The following is a 23,166-nucleotide window of genomic DNA, read 5'->3' as shown; positions in this document are numbered from 1 at the left end:
CTGTTGCGAAGCACAAAGTAGCAGGTAAGACTTTCACTATAGTACGAGATTTATCTGGCACCAATAAGGATCCTTCGGTTCTCGGTCGCAGATCCTTGAAATTCTTTACAGGCAAATTATTGAGATAGATTTAGCCGATTAGAGCGAGAGGAAGGATCCGGCAATAATGCGTTCTTTCAGGCGGCGGTCAGCGATCGCTAAATTTCCTCGCGCCATCTGTTTTCAAGGTTGCAAGTCACGTTTTGATAACAAGATTAATTTGCAAATAGCTGACGCTGTTGGGCCAGCAAATCTTGAATCCCGGACTCTGCCAAGTCCAGCAGTTGATTAAGTTGCGATCGCGAATAACTCCTTTCTTCCGCCGTACCTTGCACTTCAATAATGTCGAGCTGGCCATTCAGCACCACATTACAGTCCACTGCCGCTGCGACATCTTCCTCATACTTGAGATCCAACAACGCTTCGCCCTCGACAATCCCGACAGAAATGGCTGCGACTTCGTTCACCAATGGCAACTGGGCCAATTCTCCTGACGCCACCAGTTTGGTCAAAGCGTGTTTGAGCGCGACATAGCCGCCAGTAATTGACGTGGTACGAGTGCCTGCGTCCGCCTGCAATACGTCGGCATCGACAGTAATGGTGCGTTCCCCTAACGCTTCAAAATCAAGGGTCGATCGCAAACTCCGGCCAATCAACCGTTGAATTTCTTGCGTGCGTCCCGACAGCTTCATCAGTTCCCGACGCTGGCGTTCGGGTGTCGCTCCTGGCAACATGCGATACTCTGCCGTCAGCCACCCGCGCCCCGAATCGCGCAGAAACGGTGGCACCCCGTCCGTGATCGAAACTGTGCACAGCACTTGAGTGTGGCCACAGCGAGTCAGCACCGAACCGGCGGCAAATTTTGTGAAATCCAGCTCAAAGGAGACGGGTCGCAGTTCGTTTGCCTGTCGACCATCAGGACGCTGCCATGCCATAGATGCTGCCTCAAGTTGCCCAAACCTCACTCAGAATACAGGACAATCACGAACTGTTAGCAGGTCAGCCAGTCGCAGTACACGTTGAGTCTTGCTTTAGAGTTCAGAGTTGCTGCTCATACTTGGCGATTACCGCTTGTTGCTCAGCGGTTTCCACCGCATGGGGATTAGCTTGGCGGATATGTGCGATCGCGTCTGCCGCCGTCATGCCCTTGGCGACCCAGTAAGTCGCTGCAAAAGTCCCCGTTCTGCCACTACCACCCTCACAGTGCAGCAGCATCTTTACGCCGGAGGTGCGTTGATTTACCAACGCGATAAATTGCTCTAGCTGCTCTGGGGTGGGTGACGCAAAATCTTGGACTGGAAAGGTGTAGCGCTCATACCCGAGGGCTTGGGCATAAGCAACGTCATAGCGTGGTGTTTGCTCACTTTCTTGCAACAAAGAAATGAGCACGGTGAATCCCGCTTCCCTGAGCCGAGCCAGTTCTCGGTTGGTCGGATTGTGACTCCCCAGAAAGTAGGGCTGTTCGATCCACCAGGTGCTCATGGCTCGCACCCTGGGTCATCAGGTATGGGATATGTCAGTGATGGCGGGTATGCTGTCTAGTTGGGCGAAGTATTCGGCATCCGTTAGCAGCTCTGCGGCATCAGCCACATGATCGACAAAGACGGTGCCGTTGAGGTGGTCAAGTTCGTGCTGAAAAATGCGAGCGACAAAATCAGTGAATATTCGTCGCTGAAGATGGCCGCGCCGATCGCAATATTCCACCTCGACTTCGCGCCAGCGATCGACCTGTCCGCGTTGATCCGGTACGCTCAGGCACCCTTCCCAGCCTGGGACTTGTTCATCAGAGTGGGCAATGATGCGCGGGTTGATCATCGGCGTTGGTTCCATCCGCGGCGCATGGGGATATCGCAGGTTGGGATAAGACGCCACGATAAAGAGCTGTAAAGACTCACCGACCTGAGGAGCGGCAATGCCCACTCCGTTGGTCTTCTCCGCCGTCCAGATTAAGTTGTTGATTAACTGTTGGAGGCGATCGTCAATATTGATCACGGGCAAGGCCAGTTGCCGCAGCTGCGGATCGCCCAAGGTCAATATAGAGAGCTGTTGCCGACGCATCTGAGCAGGCCACATAACGACTACGACTAAACGTTGTTAACCCTTAGCGTAGCCCGATTTTTCTGAGGATGAAATAAGCGGTTTGCTGTACGGCTCCTGTTGTCCGCCGATAGGCTGGCGAGGGAGTCGTTGCAATGCCAACGGGTTATCGAATGGGTAACGGAGCGGTACGCAGGGTGATCTCAAGTTGCTGCCCTTGGCGATCCACCGAGGCGACTAACGATTCCCCAATTTCGGTATTTTGGACAATATTTTGCACGGTTTCTGCCTCTTGAACAGGCTGTCCGCCGAGAGATTGCAAGACATCGCCTGGACGGAGCCCCGCTTGGGCAGCAGGCGAGTTAGATTGCACCCCGAGCACGATGACGCCGCTTTCAGCGGTGATTTGCCGATCGCGACCATTTTGCTCATTCAAGATGTCACGTAGGGCCGGGGTGAGCGATCGCATTTGAATGCCAATGTAGGGGTGCTCGACTCGGCCATTGGCAATCAACTCTTGGGCAATGTCGCGCGCGGTGTTGATCGGAATTGCAAATCCCAGACCTTGGGCCCCGCCAATGATCGCTGTATTCACACCAATGACCTGACCCTGCTCATTCAGCAAAGGGCCACCCGAATTGCCTGGATTGATTGCCGCATCCGTTTGAATAAAGCTCACCCGCTTATCGGGCACTCGTACTTGGGAACTCGATCGCCCGGTGGCGCTGATAATGCCAGCAGTCACGGTGCTGTCTAGCCCGAGGGGATTACCGATCGCGATCGCCCATTCTCCTGGTCGCAACTGTTCTGAATCGCCCAGCGTCACCGTTGGCAGCCCCGATGCCTCAACGCGAATCACAGCTAGGTCTGTCAATGAATCTTGCCCCAACACTTCGCCCGCAAACTCACGACCATCTTTGAGGGTGACCAACACGCGATCGGCCCCCTCAATCACATGGGCATTGGTGAGAATGAGTCCTTGCGCGTCGATGATGAAACCGGAGCCCGTGCCCTGCTCAACCCGAGTACGCGGCTGCTCAGGGAAGCCGCCAAACTCACCAAAAAACTCTCGAAAGAAGGGGCTACCAAATACATCCGGTGTACGGTTTACCACGGTGCGGGCGGCGTCAATGCGCACCACTGAGGGACCCACCCGCTCGACGGCATCCGCGATGAAACTCGTACTTTGAAAGGTGGGTCGCGACGTTTGAGCGACTGTTAACGATACTTCTTGAGTAATTGGCGGTAACTCTTCTTGGACCCACTCCGACAATCTCGCCTCGGAAGGAGTGGTCTGATTAAACAGCACCAACGCCCCGGTGCCGAGGAGGGTCAACAAGCTGTAAGTGGCGATGCGATGACGTTTGGGCAACGTGCGGTGGGAGATTGAGTCGGTGGGATTTGAGAGTGTCATGGGAGCGATTCTCCTCTGGGCGAGCAGGGGCGAGAAAATTGGAATGCTCGAATTAGCCGCGATCGCCGCAATCCTTGAGCAATTCACTTAAAAAAATTGAAATCAGGGACATTCCTGAATCAGCAATTGCCTTGCCTGATTTCGTTCAGTCACAACGACAGACCAACACATCGAACCTGTGATTCTCGCTATCACCTATTCTTCAAACTGTTGGACGCAGTCGTGGCTAACAAGTTCCTATCTACACAATAGCGAACTATGGGTGCTGATTCAAAAGCCGTTGCCTGTGTGCCTTGAAGAACCGCCCCTGGCTCAAGGTTGAATTTGCCTGGTCAGAACGCTGAATTATTTTGATGAGTTGGAGGAATTAGGAGTTCAGTGACCGCTCTCAACGGCTTGAGGAGGGTGGCGAGCCGGAGGCCATTTTTCCATCGACTGAACCAGCCGCAGTGGGGGGCATCGGATGACTGAACCGACATCCGGCAGTAGCCGATGCCTCAGTTCTGCTAGGGCGGCAATCAAATGAATGGCTTTACACAACTGTGCATTACACCATTGACGGTTTGATGCTCACAGCTAGCCCGACGCCTTGCGAGGATCACTGACCAGTCGCGATCGCGGCTAATTCACTGGCTTAGGGTGACTGATGCCAAGCACTATGATGGCTAACCAAGGGGATTTTGGCTAATCAAGGGGATTTATAAAGAGGTCTCGCTCAAACCGGACGACTCACCGTCTTTGGGCAAGACTGAGTCCATATTACGCACGGCCGCTGGTTTGGGAATGAGGATAGGCGGCTGGTCTAGGGCAATTTCTAAATTGTCTTCAGTCTTGGAAGCCGACACGTTACTCAACCCCATGCGTTCAATCGGGTTCAAGGCACCTGAAAAGATCCCAGCGACCAGAACAGCGGCGGCAGTCATACCCGCCATCCAGGTCGCCCGCACACGATGATTGAGCTTGGAGACAACTTGTTCCGCAGCCTCACATGGATTGGTTGTGTGCCAATGTTCGGTGCCTAATCCTTGAAAGCCGCGTCGGAGCTGTAACAAGCGCTGATACAGACACTGGGCTTCTGGGTCTTCATCCAGCCAAAAGACGACAAGCCGCCGTTCTTCGGGGGAGACTTCGCCATCTAGGTAGGCACTCAGTAGCTCGAAGCGATCGCGTTTAGTGGCATCTAGATCTCTGTTGTATCCACTAGCAGTCTGCTGCGAGCAAATGACTGACTGCGGGTGAGTTCCCTGGGGCTGATGGGAAGATTGATAGCGTTCACTCATGCTGGGTTCAACTCAGTGGCATCAAAACCGATAATGATACAGACGCTGCAAGACTACCGATAAGTTCCGACTCAACTGGGTTCAGCCTAAAAGCGGAAATCAGCTCAGTAAATCCGTAACTTTCCGGGGCGTTCAGCAAGGTACACATTCATCTGTGTACGTCAACGCGAAAACCACTGTTTAGCGGTGACTTCTTATCATAGTGTTAACGTCTCTGAGAAACATCCCCCCCATCGATAAGAATTTATGACCGATCGCCAACGGCTTCCCCGCCTTAAGTCAATGATTCGGTTTTGAGATACAGATTTAAATCTTGCTGTAACCGCTGTCGGGCGCGGGCGATCCGTGATTTCACCGTGCCGAGTGAGGTGTTAGTAATATCGGCAATCTCTTCGTAGCTCAAGCCTTGGATTTCTCGCAGCACAATCGTCGTGCGGAAAACCTCTGGCAGCTCCGCGATCGCCTGCTCCAGTTCGGCATAAAATTCCTGGGTCATCATCACATCGACCGGGTTTGGCGCGTCTGAAGCCACTTCCCAGTCCATTTCGCCATCTGATAATTGGCGGGGAGCATCCAGCGATAGCGGCGATTGGTGACGCTTACGCTTGCGCAACTCGTCATAAAACAGGTTGGTCGTAATGCGTCCTAGCCAACTCTTGAAGCGCTCAATAGTTTGTAACTTGTGCAAGTTGCGATAGACCCGAATCCAAACTTCTTGGGTCAGATCAGCGCGATCAGACCAATCCGGGGCTAAGTGATAGAGCAGCTTCTCCACATAGCTTTGATAACGCTTGACGAGCTCGGCAAACGCCGCTTTGTCGGGACGATGCTGCTGCTGGCAACGCTGAATCAAGTCATAGTTTGACAACTGCGTCGGCGCATCATGACGGAGTGCTGACAAAGCCGAACGAGCCGATGACCATGGCGTAGAAAATGAGTAACTCATAGATCCAGATAAAGCCGTGAATAGTGTTGAGGAAGGATAGAGCCGCCCCCGAGGACAAAACGCTGCTTACATCGCAAGGATTTAGTCATGAAATGCGGATTGATTAGAGTTTTACAGTGATCGACTGTGTCTTGGGTTTAGGCTGTGTGCCTATCGTTTTTGTGGCACAGCATTTTGGGGGTGATTGACTGAAGTGAAGTCTCTCTGGTCAAGTAGTGAGGGTATACTCAAGCCATCGAGACTACCCCGAGCCCATGCGTTATCTGGCAAAGATTGAGCGAGCCTCTTTCTTGGGAAATACTGTTCTACAACCCCTGGCCCGACAGGTTGATGAGTACCTGTGGGAAACGATTCCTGACCATGCGGTGATCGAAACTAAGGTCGCCGCTAGCGTTGGGCCTGGAGCGATCGTTTTGGCTACGGTGGAACAACAGGATGACCAGTTGCAGATTGTGGCGATCGACGATGTGGTGCCCTGGTTGTTAGAGCTCTTAGAACAGTTTTTGTCTCAGGGCATTACGCCCGATTTTCTCGCCCAAGAGGCGGAGCGGGCTGAACAGTGGCGACAATCGCTCACCCTTGAAAGCCAGGAAGTGGAACGTCGAGCCTTGGAAACGGCGGCCCGACGGGATGAAATTCAAGAATTGGAACGCAACCTGAAAGTAGCGCGGGCTGAGCTAGAGCAGCGTGAGGCGGAATTGTTGGCCCGGCAACAAGAGGCTGAGTAAACCGCCCTGTCGGCTGCCTAAGCCGATTTCCAGCGTTCGATATCGGAGCAATCTTGAATACTGTGGGGTGGTGGGTTGCGATCGCCGTCCTGATCTCTACTCAGTTGGAGGTTCGCTCAGTTGTGGCAGATAATGCAAGCAAACATTGTTGAGAGTACGAAAAGTCTGTGATTGCGAATGCGCGAGCCTGCTCCCAGCCCACGATCTTGGGATTTGATCCGGGACGTCAGAAATGTGGGTTAGCGATTATGGGGCTCGATCGCCAGCTGTTTTATCGTGCGGTCATTGCCGCCGATGAGGTGATGACGACCATTCAGCAGTTACAGCAGCAATACCCCATTTCGCTCATTGTGATGGGGGATCAAACCTCTGCCAATGATTGGCAAGCGCAGTTGACGCAGCTGGCAGAGCCGTTGCGGGTGGTGTTAGTCGATGAACGGTATTCTTCCCTGGAGGCGCGCGATCGCTACTGGCAACTCAATCCGCCCCAGGGGTTGCAGCGTCTGATTCCCCAAGGGATGCGGCAGCCCCAAGAGCCGATTGACGACATTGTGGCCATGCTGCTGATTGAGCGCTATTTGAATCGTTTGGTCGAGGGATAAGCCGACGTGCCGCTGAGTTCGGTGTGTTGCCTCCAAGGAAGGAGAATGCAATTAAGTGTGGACAGCCGTCTCGGCTGTCCTGGGGCAGGCAAGATGCCTGCCCAACAAAACTTGGATTTTATAAAATCCTGATTCCTAAGCCGTCAGCCGTTACGGTCGTCAGTGACGCTGCGTCCTAAAGTCGAGCCCGAATGGTAAAGGAATAGTCGCCCCCGGCTTCGAGTTGGTAGTCGCACTGTTCTAAAAAGCGGCCCAGGGGTTCTCGAATTAGCGCCCGCCCCAGAGAGGGCTCGATCTTGAGTCCCCCTTTAGGAAACTGCCATTGAAACTGCCATACATATTCGTTGGCGCAAACTTCACCTTCGAGGCGACCCTGCTGCCAGGATTGATACGTAATGCGAACGTGGGCAGTGGTTTCAGGCAATGAACGGCGACGTGTCACAGGGCAAATGCCAGGTTTCGACAGCGGACAGATGAGTCGTTTGGGGACGGGCGATCGCTCCCAAACGGCACTGTCTCAACAGCTAAGATAGCCGCGCAGGCCCGCTAAGATCTACCGCCTCATCCACTTTATTTTCAGGATTTGTGAATATTTGAGCGCTTCGGCTTGTCTGTAGAAGGTATGAGTCGGGGCTTTGAGGCGCGATTTCCTGTGGATGGAGGATATTGCGCCAGGGCTATGTTTGCGTCAGGCGATGCCAATCTTCTGGGGTGTTGCAGTTAGCCAGCAGGCCGATTGGCACATCCGTAATCGCCACGACGGGGGCGGCATTCAACCAGGCTTGGAACGATCGCTGCCCGGTGGACAGATACTCCTGCAACGACGGCAAACTCGTGGAGCGATAAAAGCCACATAGCGGCTCCCATCCCTGAGCCGTTTTGGGTACATGAGCGATCGCCTCAGGCGACAACTGGGCTAGTGATTGCGACCACTGCTGCAATGGCTCGACCTGCAAATTGGGAAGATCGCAAGCGAGTAAGAGCAGCCAGTCGGTAGCAGCCGAGGAGCATGCCCGCAATGCCTGCTCAAAAGCCAGGAGTGGCCCCCCCGGTGTGGATTCGTCCAGCCAGGTCACATCCGGTGGCAGCAGGGATTGATAGCGATCGCGGCGCGAGGTCACAATGCGCACGTCGGGTGTGAGGCGGTGCGCCACGGCCCAAGTGCGACGCAAGAGCGGCACCCCCTCAATGGTTAACAGGGCTTTATCTTGCCCCATGCGCTCACTTTTTCCACCCGCAAGGATGACGGCTGAGAGGTTCATCTTTGACTTAGCGCTGGGTCTGACGGTTGCGATCGACCCACAACAAGCCTTTGGCAAAGTACAGGCTGGCGGTAATGACCGCTAGCAGCACATAAAAGGCGCGAATGCTCCAGCCAGTGATCTTAAAGACCATGGTAAATAAGCCGGGTTCTAAGCCGCTGAAGCGGGTCAGCTCAGACCGGAACCATTTGTCGTCTTCATCAATGTTTTGCAGGGCGCGCAAATCGGTGGGCAAGATGGGCACCTGCACGGTGTACCGAAAGAATCCCATGACGCCATCCGTGCCAGTGGCCTGGTTGAGCAGGGTGTTGGTGACCTGTTCGGCCTGCGCGGGCAACAATTCTGATTCCACCGCCACCTGATTGACCCAAAGGTGATAACGCACCGCATAGCCCGTCATAAATACCAGCGGCACCGCAATGACAAACGGAATGAGCTTGATCCACAAGCCGCAGCGCCGGGGCAGCCATAACGTAAATGCGCCTAAACTGACTCCCAAAATCGCAAACACTACGACATTGGTGACTTCCATCAGTTCCAGGCTCTTGAGCAGCCCGCCGAACAGGGGCAGGTTGTAGACAAAAGTCTCCGCTGCCCAAGCGATCGCCCCTTTGGCCGCCACCATACCCGCAATCAGCAGGACGGTCGCCACAATGTAGCGCACCACCTTGATCGATTTGGCGGATGAGCGATTAGAGGACACTGGCGATCGCTGAGTTGATGAAATCCGGGTAGTCATAGCGCAAAAAAGTTAGCAGCGAAAATCAGGGAGTTGCAGGCTAAGCGGCGTTGAAACAGGCTTACCATTCACCGCTCGCGATGGGGCGAGAAATCAGATCCCTCTCACACGGCAGGATGCTGAATCAGTGCTGACGTACTACACAGTTTAGCCGATTGAGCGACCTGACTGGTGTGATGCCGTCAGAGCCCAGCGCGATCGCACCCGATTGCCTATGAGGGTACTTGAGAATTCCATGAATGACCGCTGATTGCGCCAAAATCCACCTTTAATTTCACAATTTCAGGTAAGTCGTTACCCATGAAAATGCCTGCTATTGCTAGCCGATGTCATTCATCACACGGGGAATGAACTCTTAACTGCTCGAATTGGGCAAATAACAAAGCCAGCTTCCCCATCTCGCTTAGAGTCAGCAGAGGAAACTGGCTTTACTTGTGTCAATTCGCAACAGTGATAGCAACTTCAGGTTGCTGGTTTTAACAAGAACCGCATGCTGGGAGAGTTGCCCTAACTTTTTTACTGCGCCCAGGCGAGTTGATTTTCATAGAAAGTTTGCGCGGCCAGCACGCTAGGCCAGAATCCATCAGCCTTCTCAATATTCCCTGGAACGTCTCCCAGCCACTGCGCCTGCACCTCTTTGCTCCAGTTCAAATACAGCTTGCCATCGACAATCTTCCAAGCGCGGGGGTCAACAGAGGCCAGATTGCCTTCACTCATGGCTTTGGCACAGTAACCGCCATACTGCGGCGCAAAGGCTACTGGATTAGCGACAAAAGCAGCTTGATTTTCAGCACTGCTAAAGCGCCAAGTTGCCCCATTCCACTCATATTCATACTCAGCAACTCCGGCAACTGCTTCACCCTCTGTAAAGTAGGCCACTGGGTCAGCGCCGCGAATGGCTAGGTTACTACCACTTTCCACATACACCTCAGTGTGAGGAGGGGCGTAAGAAGTGACGACTTCAGCCGCCGCACAAGGGTCAGCCGCCGCACAAGGGTCAGCCGCCGCGCAAGGGTCAGCTGCCGCGCAAGGGTCAGCCGCTGCACAAGGGTCGGCTGCGGCACAGGGGTCGGCTGCGGCACAGGGGTCAGCCGCTGCACAAGGGTCGGCTGCGGCACAGGGGTCGGCTGCGGCACAGGGATCCTCCACCTTTGCTGCACAAGGATTTGCTTGGGCCGTGAGCACGGTTGGTACGGAGGCGACGCCAACAGACAGAACGGCAGAAGCCATTAAAGCAGTCAAATACTTAATTTGCATGAAACTCAATGGAAAACAACAAGTAGTTACGAAGGAGATACCCGTCAGGGTGTCGAGTACAGCTACCGATAGGCAAACGCACAGTCCACCGTAGTCTTTAAGCTCAACCAGGTAGGCGATATACGCGCTCAGCGATGTCTCCCTTACTAAACGCTGATGAACTGAAGACGGTCTGAATGCATTCTGAGGAGTCTCTAAGGGAAGTCTGAGAAATTGCCAAGAACAGAGGTCGTCGAGACCTCAAGGTTGCAGATAATTGTTCTGAGGCGAGTCACATGATGTCTCCATGGCGACACCAGACGACAGCGGAGAGGTTTGTCTGGCGGCACATGTGTGCACCGGATTGTAGCGGCGGCGAGGGACGACCTGGAAAATCCTGCCTTCACAGCAAATACCCTCGGCAGCCCAGGCGATCGCTACGCCCACCAAGCAAAAATCAACCTGGACATCACTAACTGACATCGACCTCGTCATCCTGCGATCGCATCAAGCAAACCTAAGGCGAGGTTATAGAAGCCTGAAAACTTGAGGCGATTGTGTTGACTAGAATCACACTGGCTCCAAACCCATGGGCCAATTCGGCGCACCCACAAGAAAGTAAAGCGCGATCGCATCCAATTGCCTATGAGGGTCCTTGAGAATTCCACGAATGACCGCTGAATCCGCCAGATTCCCCCTTTATGCTCACAATTCCAGTATGGTCGGGCCGTCCAAGATCATACCTCTCGCCCCAGCGACGCCACCACCACCGCTTCATCGCCAGCGATTCCTTGAAGCGGACTCATATCTGGCCCAAAATGCCCAACTGTCACACACTTAAAACCCGCATTCTCTCTTTAACTGCTTGGTGTGACAGTACCTCAACAGCGGCAGTTGCCGACGATGGTATATAGCTGGGCAGGTGAACACCAAAGAACACTCTAATCAGAGGACTTGTAATGACTACTGCATCAAAACTGGTCTACTGTGCCAGTTGTCCAACATCGCAACGGAGTAGTTGCTCCCTCTCGCAACTACTCAAATTCATTTCCTTTTGTATTCTTCCCCAGTCAAATATGACTTCACAGCCGCCTTGTGTTCGGCATTTTTGAGTTTCTTCTCTAAAATATAGTTGGGTAAAAGAGTCAGCAAAATCGATTTCACTTGAAAAATGATAAGAACAAATATAAGTGAGTAGGAAGCTCCTTTCATCAATGAAATAAAATATACAGAAAGAGAAAATTGTCTAATTATTGGGAATGAGAATTCAATTAGAAGAATAATCGCAATCGTGAATGCTGCTGAAACCATAGCATTCATCATTGCAATAATTTGAGAACTCGCTTCCTTTTCATTGCTGAATAATGAACTAATTCCGCCAGGATACAAGATAGCCATCCACGCCCCCATGACTCCAAATACTATGGCGGATGTTTCTCTTAAGCTATCAAAAATCTCTTTTTGCTCTGCATATGAAACATTCCTTCCAAAGGCGAAGCTTAAAAACACTCCGATGGAAGTCAACGACCAAAATATTAATTTCGCAGGTTTATTATTGATGGCTGCAATTTTATTTCTCATAACATTAGGCTTTGCATCAGCTCAGCCCGACGATTTTTGACATCTTCAAAGATAGAGTCTGGAGCAACTACTGCACCATTTTTTCTGACTTTAAGATCTACAGCATTTCTCACTCTAGTGAGGTGCAGTAGCAGCAATTTGTAAACCAGTTTTTAATGTCTGTCAAAGAAACTTCCTTGNNNAGAGTAAGCTTTCATCCCTGTCTCTTAGCAAATTCCAAAACATACTAAGTGTATCTCACGAGACTGGAAAAGGCTGTATAGCCTTTGAGATATAGAACCTGCCCAACCATCGCTTTTCTTCGGACTTCTCTAGTTCGTCTTTCAATAAGAATCCAACATCATCCCAAAGACTGTCAGTTTCTAAGGAATGACTTTCCCATTCTCGAACAATACTCTCAAATTGATCTATTGTTGGATTCTCCAAGTCGACAGAATAGTTTACTTTTGGAGACTCTCTATCTTGTGGTATTTCATCAAGACCCATGAAATCATATAGATTTCCCAGAAGCCTTTTTTGGGGAGGCTTTGAGAGATCCAACTCTCTTTTATGAAGCACTCTTCTTACTTTAGCAAGATTCTCCTTGATATATTGAATATTTTTACCTCCTCTGCTGTATAAATATGCTTCAAACCTTGGAAATATATCGCTTTTCTTGTAAGTACTTGATTCATTTAGATACCCTTCAATCTCCACTTCAACTTGACTTTCATCCCATGAATCTGAATCCGATTTCCGCAAGACAGAAGGTGAATAGAAATTTAAAAAATTCCTGATATATTTTTTTAGATTGTCCATCCCATTTTGGCTTTTGATTGGAGTTACGGTTATAATCTGTTGTCTTTCTGGTAAGACCCAAAAATAAGCTGGATATCCTGGGATGCTGTCTGCTGAAAGCTTTTGAATATTAACCTTGGCGCTTTCCGCTGGCTCATTAGCATTAATATAAGTTGTTGCACTATCTTGATGAGGTATTTCATTCCACGTAGCGACAAAGTAATCTCCAAATTCGCTGGAGTAAATTCCCCGGCAAAATGTTCTGAATATTTTATCTTCTTCGCGTAGTGGGTACGTGCCAGTCATTATGAGACTTTTATTCTCAATCCACTCGCGCATCTGCTCTAAGGTAACTGCGAGACCTCCGAATTCAGGCTTATCTGTAGCGCGAGAATAATATCCACACTGGTTGACGGAATAAACACGAAATCTGAACTTCTCTTTCACTAAATTCTCCTGATCTAGAAGTGCCAAGAGACATTTGTGCTAATGTACGAATGTCTCGTATTGGTACTTCGCTAGACAACGTTTTGAGGTTTTCACTTCAAATTCTGAAGTACTAAGTTCAGAATCTAGGATTCGACCACCTAACCTTAGGTGTACCCGCAATTCATCGAAGGCTTTTAGTTAGTGATTGTAGCTGATGTGTAATTAAAGAAGGTTGATACGGCTCACTCCATTTTGAAGCTACGGACATTTAGGTCGATCGCTCCCATCCTCCCTTCTGATAAATCTGCCAGTATGCCGCCTGATCAATTAGTCACTGTGATTTTGCAGTGCGTATCCAGCGATCGCGACGCCGATATTTCCAACCTCTCCACATCACTCAGCCGGATACTGATCAAACCGATGCATCAGATCCAGCAGCTCCGCTTGACTGGGCTGGCGACCATCGCGGGTGAGCTCTGCGAGACCTTCAAAATATTGCTCACGAGAATCTGCCGGACAAAACATAATCAGCAGCTTGGCGGAAGTTTTGCCCGGATTGGAAAAGCCGTGGCGGCGATTTTCGGGTACCCGCATCAGCGTCCCTGGCGAGGCCGCGATCGTCTCGTGATCTAGCACCAACTCCACATCTCCTTGCACCACATAAAAAATTTCCGTCAGCGCTTTGTGAATGTGGGGACTCGCGCCCCCGGTCTCTGGCGGCATGACAAACTCAAACAAGCCAAAATGCCCGTGAGTCTCGGCGCCTGTGAGTTTGAAAGTACAGGTACTGCTGCGAATGTGGACTGTTTTTCCTGCGCCAGGTTCCAAAATCAATGGCAAAGACATGGCAGCTCCTTTGACGACTGAGGGCGATCGCCCCCCGAGTCTATCGCTGCGCTCAGTCATTACGAGCGTTTGATTTCAAAGATTCAAGAAGGCGACACCCGGATTCGAACCGGGGAATGGAGGTTTTGCAGACCTCTGCCTTACCACTTGGCTATGTCGCCGCACCAAGTAACTACCATATCAAATCTGACCGCAATTTAGTACCTTAAATGCGCGAGCGTTCGTATGGGCAGAGCGATCGCAAATCTCAGTGGCATCTAGCCGATCGCGAGCGGCTGTATTTCTCTGGAAAGAAGGCGTCGGTTGCTCAATCCCAGATTGATTCTCGCCACAGGGGCGATCGCTTGTCACAATATTTAATGTTGCATGGCCGAGGGAAAGATGACGATGGCAAACGCCAAGAACGTATTGGGTGGCCCCTTAGAAACCTGTTCCACTGAGCCGATAACGGGGTTTTATCGCGACGGGTGTTGCAATACCGGAGCGGGTGATTTTGGGTCTCACACGGTGTGCGCTCAAATGACCGAGGCGTTTTTGAGTTACACCAAAGCGCAGGGCAATGACTTGAGCACCCCCATGCCGATGTATAACTTTCCGGGGCTCAAACCGGGCGATCGCTGGTGTGTCTGTGCCTCACGCTGGCAACAAGCCTATGATGACGGCGTTGCGCCCCCAGTCGCGCTAGAAGCCACCCACGAAGCCGCGTTGCAGGTCATTGCGCTCGAAATTTTGCAATCATGTGCGCTCGATAAGGAAGCTGCTAGCTGAGGGGGCACCAAGCCTCTCATGACTGCTGGATGCGCATACTCAGGTCCAACCAGGGCGATCGCGTGATCGGCGCACTGGTGGAAATGTAGTCCACCCCTGTCTCAGCGACGGCCCGTAAGGTTTGTAGGGTCACATTGCCCGATGCCTCGATCTTCACATGGGGCTGAGTTTGCCGAATCAGCGTCACTGCTTGGGCCATTTCTGACGGTGGCATGTTGTCCAGCATGATGATGTCCACTTGGGCGGCCAGTGCCGCCTCCACCATGGCGAGCGTTTCGGTTTCCACCTCAATGGTGAGTGGGTAAGGCATGTCTTGCCGAATGTGGGCCACCGCCGCCGCAATGCTGCCTGCCGCCGCAATGTGATTGTCTTTAATCATGACGCCGTCATCCAAGCCCAAGCGATGATTGCGAGCCCCCCCGACTTGGGTGGCATATTTTTCTAACAGGCGCAGGCCGGGCGTGGTTTTGCGGGTATCGACCAGTTGCGCGGGGAGGTCAGCGATTTGGTCGACGTATTGCCGGGTCAGGGTGGCGATGCCGCTGAGTCGCATGACCAGATTCAACGCCACCCGTTCCCCGGTTAGCAAAGCGCCGAGTTGGCCGGTAATTTCAGCGATCGCCGTCCCCAGTTCACAGTCGCTGCCTTCCGCGACTAGGGGGGTGAATTCTGTGGCGGCATCCAGCAGGGTAAAGACTCGTTGCGCGATCGGCAATCCAGCGAGCACGCCTGGCGCTTTGGCAATCCACACTGCCCGATGGGGCTGCTCGATGATGTCACCCAGGCCCGCAGTAGTGCGATCGCCACGGCCAATGTCTTCCTGCAACCAGCGCTGCAACATCGGATCTAAAACTACGTTGGGAGGTATCACAAACACACCTACTGGATAAAAACAGCGACACCTGAAGACTGGTGACCCAGGCTCTCAGTCCGGCCCGCTTTGTCGAGCCCTCCATTATGACACTGCGCCAGCCGCGTCACTCGATGCCAGCAGGCACCTGTAAAGTGTGAGTTCAATGAAAAGCCCAAGCCTGTTGTTGCTAATTGATTTGATCATCATGACTAGCGAAAAACTATGCTTTGAAGCCTGGCTTCCTTTGGGAGAGAGGTTTGGAGAGAGGGCAAAAATCGCCTGTTGAGCTGACGTTGTAACGGTTGCAGGCGCAAAGGCGACCACGCTTTAAGCAGCGGCAGCATGAATGCCCCTTGCCACCCCGCCACAGAATCCAGACATCTGGGTCTGTGACTCCTGTGTATACACATCTCGGCCCTCACCCCCTCAGTCCCCCTCTCCCAAAAATGGGCGAGGGGGAGGCCAGACAAAGCTTTCCGGCTCCCCTNNNACATCTCGGCCCTCACCCCCTCAGTCCCCCTCTCCCAAAAATGGGCGAGGGGGAGGCCAGACAAAGCTTTCCGGCTCCCCTGCTCCCGCTCTGGGAGCAGGGGTTGGGGGATGAGGGTAAAGCCATGACGGCAAGGGTTGCAAGACTTATATGTACACGGTAGGGGGCTGTGGGGAGGCATGGCGATGGCCCGGCTAGAATTTTCTCTGGTGCCCCCAATTTCTAAAAATGTGTGTTAGTTTTACTTCATTGCAGTCAACGGCTGCATAGTCCACCTAGAAAAAACCGTCTAGGATTAAAGGAGGTGATGCCCATGAGTGACAGTAGTAAATGCATGGGTCTTCAGGTTGAGGTAAGTCGGCTGTGTGCCGGGGCTGTTCGCTAGGAACCAGTGTCAATCTCGTTGCAGATTGCCTGACCGATTGAAACTGGATCCTGGAGTTCCTTCCGGCAGTCTGGTTTCAGCCTGAGACCCGCTACACCGCCCCTACTTTTTGAAGGTTTTGCCTTCCACGAGTAGGGGCGGATAGTTTTTAAAGGGGCATATTTCATTGATGGGTCGATTCCGGTATTTCTCCTCAAGGTCGGCGATTCATCCAATAGATTTGTCTGACAGCGTCGCCGTTGCCGCGAGTCCCTAACTATTGACCCAGATACACAGCCCCGCATCAGCGCTAAGGTCAAAGTAGTCGCAAGCTTTTGGAGACATCGCTGTCATGACTGCGTTATTATCCGCTGTTGAAATTCAGACCAAATTGGAATCGCTCAACGGTTGGCAACAAGAAGGCAAGACGATTCAAACCGTGAAGACCTTTGATGGCTTCCCGAGCGCGATCGCCTTTGTCAATAAATTAGTGGAACCAGCTGAAACTGCTGGGCACCATCCGGATCTCTCCATCTCTTACAACAAGGTCACCATTGCCCTCAGCACTCACGATGCGGGCGGCCTGACCCAAAAAGACTTTGACCTGGCAGCAACCATTGACAAATTAGCGACGTAATTGCTGCCTCGGTTCGCATGGCTTCGGTCTGCGCTCCAGCTAGCTCCTGCCGGGTGAGCTGAGGGGCAGGTCCGTTCAGCGATCGCGGAGTCAAAATCCGCCTCAGGGTTCGAGATTCCAGGCTTTGATGGCGGAGTTTTCGCGGCTGGCGGTGACGATCTGTTTTTCTGAGGGCAGCAGCAAATGATCGACGGGCATCCCAAAGCCGATGTAGGTTACTTTGAGTTTGCCGGTCGTCACATCCCACAGGCGCACGGTTTCGTCGGCGCTGCCGCTGGCCACGGTCTGTCCGTCCCGGCTCACGGTCAACACATTCACATAGCTGGTGTGGCCGTTGAGGGTTTCGAGCACTTCTTCGGCATTCAAATCCCAGCGTTTGAGGGTTTGGTCGGCGCTAGCGCTGAATAAATATCGCCCGTCGGGGCTGGCAGCGATCGCGTTAATGAAGCTGTCGTGACCGGCGAGCACTGCCAGTGCCTCTCCCGTTTGCAAATCCCAAATGCGAATGGTGCGATCGGCACTGCCCGTAATGATGCGCTGGCCATCGCTCGTGATGATCAGCGTATTCACGGCGCCCTCGTGTCCGGTGAGGGTTTGCACCAGGGTTTGGGTCGCGGTTTCCCAGATTTTGATCGTGCCATCGGAGCCGCCACTCACCAAGAGACGACCGTTGGGGTGGTGGGCGAGAGCATTAATCGGACTGTCATGTCCGGCAAAGGTCGCCTGTTGCTCCGCGGTGTTCAGATTCCAAGCGAGGAGGGCACCGTCAGCACTACCGCTGTAGAGGGTGAGTTCGTCGGGACTGAGGGCGATCGCATTCACAAAGGTCTGATGTCCGGTAAAAGTGTGAAGGATTTGCCCGCTACTCAAATCCCACAGGCGAATGGTGTTGTCGGCACTGGCACTGATAAACCGCCGCTCATCTGATAGCAGCTGTAACTCATTGATGGAGTTGGTGTGACTGGTCAGGGTGCGCAGCAGCTCGACCCGAATTTCTGGCGTGGGCTGAGCCACGTCAATATCGTTGACCGCACCAGATGGGACGGTGGCCGCTGGGGGCTGCGATCGCTGGCGATGCCAGACCCCGACGCCGAGTAGTAGCAGGCCAGCACAGGTCAACCCACCCGCAATGAGCCAAGTCCAGAGGTGGGAGTTGCCACGACGGGGGATCACCGTGGGCGCTGGGGTGTCGCCGATAGGGCTCGCTGCATTGTCTGGCATCTGAAAGCCGCTGGCCTGTGTACTGCCCCAATCGCTCTCGATGACCGGGGGTGAAGTGATGGCGTGTAACGCGGCGGTGTCGCCCAGTTGCATAAACTGGCTGAGGGACAGCTTTTGCAGGCGATCTAACAATTCCTGTGCCGTCTTGGGGCGATCGATGACGCGGGGCGACACGAGACTGTCTAACAAGTTGGCAAACTCATCGGAAATGGTCGGCGCAAAGGACCGCCACTTAAACAGATTGAGCATGGGGTCATACATGGCGGGGTCGTTTGGCGATCGCCCCGTGAGCAAAAAGATAATCGTGCGGCCCAGGGCATAAAAGTCAGACTGGGGCACTGCCTGTCCCTGTTCTTGTTCTGGTGGTGTGTACCCGGCTGAACTAATGGTAGTCACGCCCGAACCGCTCACCTGAGCCAGATAGGTTTGGCTCATTTCCCGTGCTGCCCCAAAATCGACTAGCACGAGTTGCCCGCTCGATCGCAGCATCACGTTATCCGGCTTAATGTCGCGGTGAAAGTAATTGTGTTGATGGACCCGCCGCAAAATTTCCGTCAGTTGATGCAGCCATTGAAACGCCTGCCGTTCGCCGATGGGATGATTGCCCTGCTGCAGCATCCACTGCAGCAAATTGGGGCCATCAATTTTTTCCATCACAATGCAGTGCAGCGGTGGCCCCGCCTGAGGCTGGTAGACAAAATAGCCGTCCGGTTCCACCAGCGGTACTCCCGGATGGTTGAGCTGACTTAAGACTTCCGCTTCTTTACGAAAGAGGCTCAAAATTTTGGGATTATCTGTGCGATCAGGCCGTAGCACTTTCAAAATTTTGGGCTGATCTTGCTGATAGGCCTCATACACTAAACCAAAGCCGCTACTGCTGCTGAGCAAGCGCATGACCCGATATTGTCCCTGTAACAACAGTCCCGAGCCACAGGCTTGGCAAGTCACATGGCGACTGTTTTCTGGGTGGGCAGGTTGGGGACAACTGGGGTTAATGCAAAGACTCATAGGATTTCGTCAACGGCAGATACGGTGTGTGGTGCAAGTCAGAATTGGCGGAATCAGCACTCGCTTATGAAGTATGCGTCCCTCAATCTAGTCAGGCAAGGTGGCGGGCATGGCCAAGGCGGGTTATAGGAGCGTCGCGGCCATCTCCTGGCAAAGATCTGGCAGTCCATCGCCGAGTCTGCCGAGTCTTTTGACTAGTCACCAGTCGTCGGCTGCCCCGCTCAGCGATGTCGTCTTAGACATGAGGGGCAAATTGACCCACATTGGAGCAGGTACCCAAAATCGGAGCAGGCATTCAGTCACCTTACTTGCCTGAGGATAGCTGTCTCGACTGTCCCAACCGATTCAATGCTCATTCCTGAGGGTGCAAACAGCTGCACACACGGAATGGCATGACCTAGTCATACCGCTTTGTGTTCAATAAAGCTTACCCACCGTCCTAAAAGCGGATTTGCTCAATTTGTCTTAACGGATGTGGACTGGCCAGGCTGCCCAGGTTACGTAGTAGCGATGCGAATGTCTGCGTCAGGATTCCCACCGCGATCGCTCCAGCCATGAGAGGGGCGATCGCGGCTCCGATAGCGCGTAGTATCCCTTGCCAGTCACTAAGGAATCAGGATTTTATAAAATCCAAGTTTTGTCGGGCAGGCATCTTGCCTGCTCTTGAACAGCCGTCTCGGCTGTTCACACTTAATTTAATTCCAATTCCTAAGAAGCTGTCGCTTGTGATTGCAAAATCGCTTCCATGGCCGTCTTATTGAGGGGCCGTGAAAAGAGAAATCCTTGACCCGACTCACAGCGCAGCGCCTGTACTTGGGCCAGATGCTTGGGAGTTTCAATCCCTTCGGCGACCACTTCTAAGCCTAAATTCCACGCTAGCCGCACTACTGATTGCAGAATTTCGAGCTTTTCATAATCAGAGTCGGCATTTTCTAAGAAGGAGCGATCGATTTTCAACGTATCGACCGGAAAGCGATGTAAATAGCTGAGGGAAGAATACCCGGTGCCAAAATCATCGACTGATAGTCGAATGCCCAAATCACGAATGGCCGCCAAAATTTCAATAATTGACTCAGAGTTGTTGATCAAGACGCTCTCAGTCATTTCGATTTTTAAAGATTGAGGCGATAGTCGAGTGCGTTGCAAAATGGCTTTGATGCGATCGAGCACGTCCGGTTGGGCGAATTGCTGGCTCGACATATTCACACTCACAAATAGGTTTTGAGCTTGGGGAATTGTCTCTTGCCATTCTTTGAGCTGACGGCACGACTCTTCGAGCACCCACCACCCGAGCGGAATAATGAGACCAGTTCGTTCGGCAATGTTAATAAATTGACCCGGAGACAGCGACCCTTGTTCGGGATGTTGCCAGCGCACGAGCGATTCTACGCCGATAATTTCCTGCATCCGCACGAGCACCATGGGCTGATATTCAAGATACATTTCGCCTTTCTCGATCGCTTGTTTAAGCGACATCTCGAGGTGCAAAGTATCTTCGGGGCTGGTGGTGAGCTCACCGGCAAAAATCCGATAACGTTCTCCAAAGTGACATTTGGCTTCTGTCATGGCGCGATCAGCCTGCCGCAACAAGGTATCCGCGTCCAGAATTTGGGCCCGGCTCAAACTAATGCCGATATTTAGCCCGATGCCGATTTCACAACCGTTAATGACAAACGGAGTCGCCATTTGGGCGTGTAAGGCTTCGGCCATTGCGATCGCGGCGGCTTCCGTCTCGATGTCTTCTAGCAACACGATAAATTCATCTCCCCCGAGGCGGGCAATGACGTCTTTAGGCCGCAAACTACTGCTCAGTCGAGCCACAATTTCGACCAAGAGGCGATCGCCTGCCAGATAGCCAAATGCATCGTTGACGGTCTTTAAGCGCGTAATATCCACACACAAAATGGCAATCCCACCCTGCTGAGTCTGATGGTCTTGCTGCAGGGCTTGCTGAATGCGATCCATCAAAATGCTGCGATTGATCAAACTCGCTAACACATCCCGACTCGCCAGACTACTGCGCAAATCGTCACTGTCTGGTGACGGGTTAACTTCATGCATCAGCAGTAACACTCCATGAAAGTCCAGACTGGGTAGATGAAACGCTTGGCTAGTAACCGCCAACCAGGTCGCAGTGTGCGATCGCTGGAGCAAAAATTCCTGATGCAGCACGGGCTCATGAGCGAGCACCGCCTGCAATAGACTGCCGGATTGTTCGATTAGTCGGCCTTGCTGTTTTTCCCACAGTTGTCCCTCATCCTGCCCGGGCATTGCTGTGAGCACGCCCGAGGGATCATCCAATAGCTGACAGGCCGCCAGATTGGCATAGATCAGCTCAGCCTGCTCATTGACAATGACGACGGCATCACAGCATCTATCAAATAAACTTTTAAAAATATCCATGCAAAAAGTCTGTAGACAATCAACCGCCGTGTCCAAAAGTCATGCCAGTCAACCTGATTTAAACCAGGTCATCTCAGTCTAAAAGCTTTTATTATGCCGAAAATGTGAGCATCGGCCAATGTGAAAATCAGAAAACATTCACCAATCAATGTTCACTAATTGTTAGGAAATATGCCGACCCGGCCCACGTCGCTGCCCACTTTGATGGAGGGCTCCTGCCACTCTTCTAGGGCATCAGGAAGTCATCCCCAGGGTAGATAACATCCCATTTAAACTTGTTCTTGGTTTGAGCTACACGTCACGCATGGTCTTCTCCGGGTCTGCTTGTCCGTTAGTGTTGCGTTCATTGGAGCGGTACTCATTTAGATGACACTAGCTTGCTCGGGTAATTTAGAGGCGATCGCTCTATTTCGGTTGGTGCTACCACGGGATCGATAACAAAGGGAAGGCCATCTGATACATTGAAGTCTCAGCTGGATGATCCCAACCAAAGTAGGTTGAGCAGTGCTAGTAGGCTTTTTGCATATCTTAGAGGCAACTAAAACTAGGGAATGACTTGATGAGAGCTGCTATCAGGCCCGTAAAATCTCTTATAGAATCTTGCCTGCATAAACTTGGGCGATCGCTGCAACGCCTGAAGCCGCTAATTCCCCTCAGCGATTACCAGTGGAGCAAGTTAGCGCTATTAGCGACCCTCATTCAACGGAATATGTCGTCCCGATATAAGGGATCTTTCTTAGGCAACCTTTGGCCCTTTATCAACCAAATTGCCCTGCTGTTGATCTACACCTACGTCTTTTCAGTCGTCTTGCAGGTCAAACTCACGCTGAAGGAAGTCGCCTCCGATAGTCCCCTAACGTTTGGGCTGTGGCTATTTGCCGGATTGTTGCCCTGGCTGGCGTTTAGCGGAGGCATCACCACGTCTGCTTCCAGCGTCATTAGCCAACCCGGCCTGGTTAAAAAAGTCGTCTTTCCGCTCGGATTGCTGCCCCTAGTGCCTGTCGGAACTGCATTTATCGAAAGCACCTTTGGTTTGGTCGCCCTCATTACCCTGACCACGATTACGACCCAGACGCTACATCCGACTATATTGTTGTTGCCATTGGTCTGGATCCCCCAGTTGCTAATCACCTCGGGGCTCGGATTTCTCACATCCGGGCTGACGGTGTTTATTCGCGATATTCCCCAAACTCTCAGCGTGTTGCTCAATCTTTGGCTCTATGCCACGCCGATCATTTATCCTGCTGACCTCATTCCAGAGCGATTTCAAGTTTGGGTGTTGTGGCTGAATCCCATCACCGCAATTTGTGAAATGTATCGAGACACCATACTCTTGGGTGAAATCAATCATTGGGCTGAGTGGGGTGTGTCAACCCTGATCTCTGCTGTTATTTTTGTGGCTGGTCTCTGGTGCTATCGTAAGCTACGGCCAGCATTTGCCGATGTACTTTAGTTTTCGCTTCTTGAGCTTTGCTCCAAGTTTCATTGTGCAGTTCGCTATCCACA

22 protein-coding genes and 1 tRNA gene are annotated in these 23,166 nt (G+C 52.3%); 6 read left to right on the top strand and 17 right to left on the bottom strand.

Annotated elements, in window-relative coordinates; genetic code table 11:
* Window positions 1–254 precede the first annotated feature (254 nt).
* The 6 genes from rph to DYY88_RS06700 form a co-directional block, all read right to left on the bottom strand.
* Window positions 255–974, bottom strand: coding sequence for a ribonuclease PH (gene rph / locus DYY88_RS06725; protein WP_039726119.1), 720 nt, complete (start codon window positions 972–974; stop codon window positions 255–257).
* 103 nt (window positions 975–1,077) lie between these two features.
* The gene (locus DYY88_RS06720; protein WP_039726118.1) at window positions 1,078–1,521 is read right to left on the bottom strand and encodes a protein-tyrosine phosphatase family protein; all 444 of its coding nucleotides are present in this window, start codon (window positions 1,519–1,521) and stop codon (window positions 1,078–1,080) included.
* 18 nt (window positions 1,522–1,539) lie between these two features.
* Window positions 1,540–2,112, bottom strand: coding sequence for a peptide deformylase (def, locus tag DYY88_RS06715; protein ID WP_236146330.1), 573 nt, complete (start codon window positions 2,110–2,112; stop codon window positions 1,540–1,542).
* A 130-nt stretch (window positions 2,113–2,242) separates the two neighbouring features.
* The gene (locus DYY88_RS06710) at window positions 2,243–3,490 is read right to left on the bottom strand and encodes an HhoA/HhoB/HtrA family serine endopeptidase (RefSeq protein WP_044151109.1); all 1,248 of its coding nucleotides are present in this window, start codon (window positions 3,488–3,490) and stop codon (window positions 2,243–2,245) included.
* A 698-nt stretch (window positions 3,491–4,188) separates the two neighbouring features.
* Window positions 4,189–4,770 (bottom strand): anti-sigma factor family protein, encoded by a 582-nt coding sequence (locus tag DYY88_RS06705; RefSeq protein ID WP_052288300.1) that lies wholly within the window; start codon window positions 4,768–4,770, stop codon window positions 4,189–4,191.
* 274 nt (window positions 4,771–5,044) lie between these two features.
* On the bottom strand, window positions 5,045–5,716 hold the full coding sequence (locus DYY88_RS06700) for a sigma-70 family RNA polymerase sigma factor (RefSeq protein WP_039726117.1): 672 nt from the start codon (window positions 5,714–5,716) through the stop codon (window positions 5,045–5,047).
* 254 nt (window positions 5,717–5,970) lie between these two features.
* Between DYY88_RS06700 and DYY88_RS06695 the strand changes: the two genes are divergently transcribed.
* Together DYY88_RS06695 and DYY88_RS06690 are read left to right on the top strand one after the other, a co-directional pair.
* Complete coding sequence (locus DYY88_RS06695) at window positions 5,971–6,444, top strand: HmpF-related protein (RefSeq protein ID WP_039726115.1); 474 nt, start codon at window positions 5,971–5,973, stop codon at window positions 6,442–6,444.
* 167 nt (window positions 6,445–6,611) lie between these two features.
* On the top strand, window positions 6,612–7,046 hold the full coding sequence (locus DYY88_RS06690; RefSeq protein WP_039726114.1) for a pre-16S rRNA-processing nuclease YqgF: 435 nt from the start codon (window positions 6,612–6,614) through the stop codon (window positions 7,044–7,046).
* 175 nt (window positions 7,047–7,221) lie between these two features.
* Here the strand turns inward: DYY88_RS06690 and DYY88_RS06685 are convergent, their stop codons facing one another.
* The 4 genes from DYY88_RS06685 to DYY88_RS06670 all read right to left on the bottom strand — a co-directional run bounded on the left by DYY88_RS06685 (window position 7,222) and on the right by DYY88_RS06670 (window position 10,277).
* A complete protein-coding gene (locus DYY88_RS06685; RefSeq protein WP_039726113.1) occupies window positions 7,222–7,488 on the bottom strand; it encodes a DUF3146 family protein in 267 nt (88 codons plus the stop codon).
* Window positions 7,489–7,723: 235 nt separating this feature from the next.
* Window positions 7,724–8,308 carry a molybdenum cofactor guanylyltransferase gene (locus DYY88_RS06680; RefSeq protein ID WP_039726112.1) on the bottom strand — a complete coding sequence of 195 codons (585 nt, stop codon included), beginning with the start codon at window positions 8,306–8,308 and terminating at the stop codon, window positions 7,724–7,726.
* Between the two features lie 7 nt (window positions 8,309–8,315).
* On the bottom strand, window positions 8,316–9,047 hold the full coding sequence (locus DYY88_RS06675) for a hypothetical protein (protein ID WP_130199336.1): 732 nt from the start codon (window positions 9,045–9,047) through the stop codon (window positions 8,316–8,318).
* A gap of 516 nt (window positions 9,048–9,563) precedes the next feature.
* On the bottom strand, window positions 9,564–10,277 hold the full coding sequence (locus DYY88_RS06670) for a YHS domain-containing (seleno)protein (protein ID WP_236146328.1): 714 nt from the start codon (window positions 10,275–10,277) through the stop codon (window positions 9,564–9,566).
* A gap of 360 nt (window positions 10,278–10,637) precedes the next feature.
* Here DYY88_RS06670 and DYY88_RS24850 point away from each other — a divergent pair, with 360 nt between their 5' ends.
* Complete coding sequence (locus DYY88_RS24850) at window positions 10,638–10,763, top strand: hypothetical protein (protein WP_302849230.1); 126 nt, start codon at window positions 10,638–10,640, stop codon at window positions 10,761–10,763.
* 564 nt (window positions 10,764–11,327) lie between these two features.
* Here the strand turns inward: DYY88_RS24850 and DYY88_RS06665 are convergent.
* The 4 genes from DYY88_RS06665 to DYY88_RS06650 form a co-directional block, all read right to left on the bottom strand.
* Window positions 11,328–11,864 carry a hypothetical protein gene (locus DYY88_RS06665; protein WP_039726108.1) on the bottom strand — a complete coding sequence of 179 codons (537 nt, stop codon included), beginning with the start codon at window positions 11,862–11,864 and terminating at the stop codon, window positions 11,328–11,330.
* Window positions 11,865–12,101: 237 nt separating this feature from the next.
* Entirely contained in the window at window positions 12,102–13,088 is a 987-nt protein-coding gene (locus tag DYY88_RS06660; protein ID WP_130199335.1) for a hypothetical protein, read from the bottom strand.
* A gap of 375 nt (window positions 13,089–13,463) precedes the next feature.
* The gene (locus DYY88_RS06655) at window positions 13,464–13,916 is read right to left on the bottom strand and encodes a cupin domain-containing protein (protein ID WP_039729587.1); all 453 of its coding nucleotides are present in this window, start codon (window positions 13,914–13,916) and stop codon (window positions 13,464–13,466) included.
* Between the two features lie 89 nt (window positions 13,917–14,005).
* Window positions 14,006–14,077: transfer RNA gene (locus tag DYY88_RS06650), tRNA-Cys, on the bottom strand.
* A gap of 226 nt (window positions 14,078–14,303) precedes the next feature.
* Between DYY88_RS06650 and DYY88_RS06645 the strand changes: the two genes are divergently transcribed.
* Window positions 14,304–14,684 (top strand): DUF2237 family protein, encoded by a 381-nt coding sequence (locus tag DYY88_RS06645; protein WP_084607213.1) that lies wholly within the window; start codon window positions 14,304–14,306, stop codon window positions 14,682–14,684.
* A gap of 16 nt (window positions 14,685–14,700) precedes the next feature.
* On the opposite strand, the gene nadC is transcribed toward DYY88_RS06645, so the two are convergent.
* A complete protein-coding gene (gene nadC, locus DYY88_RS06640; RefSeq protein ID WP_084607212.1) occupies window positions 14,701–15,555 on the bottom strand; it encodes a carboxylating nicotinate-nucleotide diphosphorylase in 855 nt (284 codons plus the stop codon).
* 1,188 nt (window positions 15,556–16,743) lie between these two features.
* Here nadC and DYY88_RS06635 point away from each other — a divergent pair.
* Window positions 16,744–17,028 (top strand): 4a-hydroxytetrahydrobiopterin dehydratase, encoded by a 285-nt coding sequence (locus DYY88_RS06635; RefSeq protein ID WP_039726102.1) that lies wholly within the window; start codon window positions 16,744–16,746, stop codon window positions 17,026–17,028.
* Window positions 17,029–17,130: 102 nt separating this feature from the next.
* Here DYY88_RS06635 and DYY88_RS06630 read toward each other — a convergent pair whose 3' ends face one another.
* Both DYY88_RS06630 and DYY88_RS06625 read right to left on the bottom strand, forming a co-directional pair.
* Entirely contained in the window at window positions 17,131–19,257 is a 2,127-nt protein-coding gene (locus DYY88_RS06630) for a serine/threonine-protein kinase (RefSeq protein WP_039726101.1), read from the bottom strand.
* Window positions 19,258–19,965: 708 nt separating this feature from the next.
* Window positions 19,966–21,660 (bottom strand): sensor domain-containing protein, encoded by a 1,695-nt coding sequence (locus DYY88_RS06625; RefSeq protein WP_052288299.1) that lies wholly within the window; start codon window positions 21,658–21,660, stop codon window positions 19,966–19,968.
* A gap of 559 nt (window positions 21,661–22,219) precedes the next feature.
* Between DYY88_RS06625 and DYY88_RS06620 the strand changes: the two genes are divergently transcribed.
* Window positions 22,220–23,113: an ABC transporter permease gene (locus DYY88_RS06620; protein ID WP_052288298.1), complete on the top strand. Its 894-nt coding sequence runs from the start codon at window positions 22,220–22,222 to the stop codon at window positions 23,111–23,113.
* Window positions 23,114–23,166 lie beyond the last annotated feature (53 nt).

The organism is Leptolyngbya iicbica LK, from assembly GCF_004212215.1.
In the GTDB taxonomy this organism is placed as follows: Bacteria; Cyanobacteriota; Cyanobacteriia; order Phormidesmidales; family Phormidesmidaceae; genus Halomicronema; species Halomicronema iicbica.
Note: the sequence above shows the minus strand (reverse complement) of the source record. Positions and strands in the feature narration are given on the sequence as shown.

Bases quoted from the DNA above. Each gene is read 5' to 3' on its own strand.
- rph (WP_039726119.1), bottom strand. From the start codon at position 974: ATGGCATGGCAGCGTCCTGATGGTCGACAGGCAAACGAACTGCGACCC.
- DYY88_RS06720 (WP_039726118.1), bottom strand. From the start codon at position 1,521: ATGAGCACCTGGTGGATCGAACAGCCCTACTTTCTGGGGAGTCACAAT.
- def (WP_236146330.1), bottom strand. From the start codon at position 2,112: ATGTGGCCTGCTCAGATGCGTCGGCAACAGCTCTCTATATTGACCTTG.
- DYY88_RS06710 (WP_044151109.1), bottom strand. From the start codon at position 3,490: ATGACACTCTCAAATCCCACCGACTCAATCTCCCACCGCACGTTGCCC.
- DYY88_RS06705 (WP_052288300.1), bottom strand. From the start codon at position 4,770: ATGAGTGAACGCTATCAATCTTCCCATCAGCCCCAGGGAACTCACCCG.
- DYY88_RS06700 (WP_039726117.1), bottom strand. From the start codon at position 5,716: ATGAGTTACTCATTTTCTACGCCATGGTCATCGGCTCGTTCGGCTTTG.
- DYY88_RS06695 (WP_039726115.1), top strand. From the start codon at position 5,971: ATGCGTTATCTGGCAAAGATTGAGCGAGCCTCTTTCTTGGGAAATACT.
- DYY88_RS06680 (WP_039726112.1), bottom strand. From the start codon at position 8,308: ATGAACCTCTCAGCCGTCATCCTTGCGGGTGGAAAAAGTGAGCGCATG.
- DYY88_RS06675 (WP_130199336.1), bottom strand. From the start codon at position 9,047: ATGACTACCCGGATTTCATCAACTCAGCGATCGCCAGTGTCCTCTAAT.
- DYY88_RS06670 (WP_236146328.1), bottom strand. From the start codon at position 10,277: ATGGCTTCTGCCGTTCTGTCTGTTGGCGTCGCCTCCGTACCAACCGTG.
- DYY88_RS06665 (WP_039726108.1), bottom strand. From the start codon at position 11,864: ATGAGAAATAAAATTGCAGCCATCAATAATAAACCTGCGAAATTAATA.
- DYY88_RS06655 (WP_039729587.1), bottom strand. From the start codon at position 13,916: ATGTCTTTGCCATTGATTTTGGAACCTGGCGCAGGAAAAACAGTCCAC.
- DYY88_RS06645 (WP_084607213.1), top strand. From the start codon at position 14,304: ATGGCAAACGCCAAGAACGTATTGGGTGGCCCCTTAGAAACCTGTTCC.
- DYY88_RS06635 (WP_039726102.1), top strand. From the start codon at position 16,744: ATGACTGCGTTATTATCCGCTGTTGAAATTCAGACCAAATTGGAATCG.
- DYY88_RS06630 (WP_039726101.1), bottom strand. From the start codon at position 19,257: ATGAGTCTTTGCATTAACCCCAGTTGTCCCCAACCTGCCCACCCAGAA.
- DYY88_RS06625 (WP_052288299.1), bottom strand. From the start codon at position 21,660: ATGGATATTTTTAAAAGTTTATTTGATAGATGCTGTGATGCCGTCGTC.
- DYY88_RS06620 (WP_052288298.1), top strand. From the start codon at position 22,220: ATGAGAGCTGCTATCAGGCCCGTAAAATCTCTTATAGAATCTTGCCTG.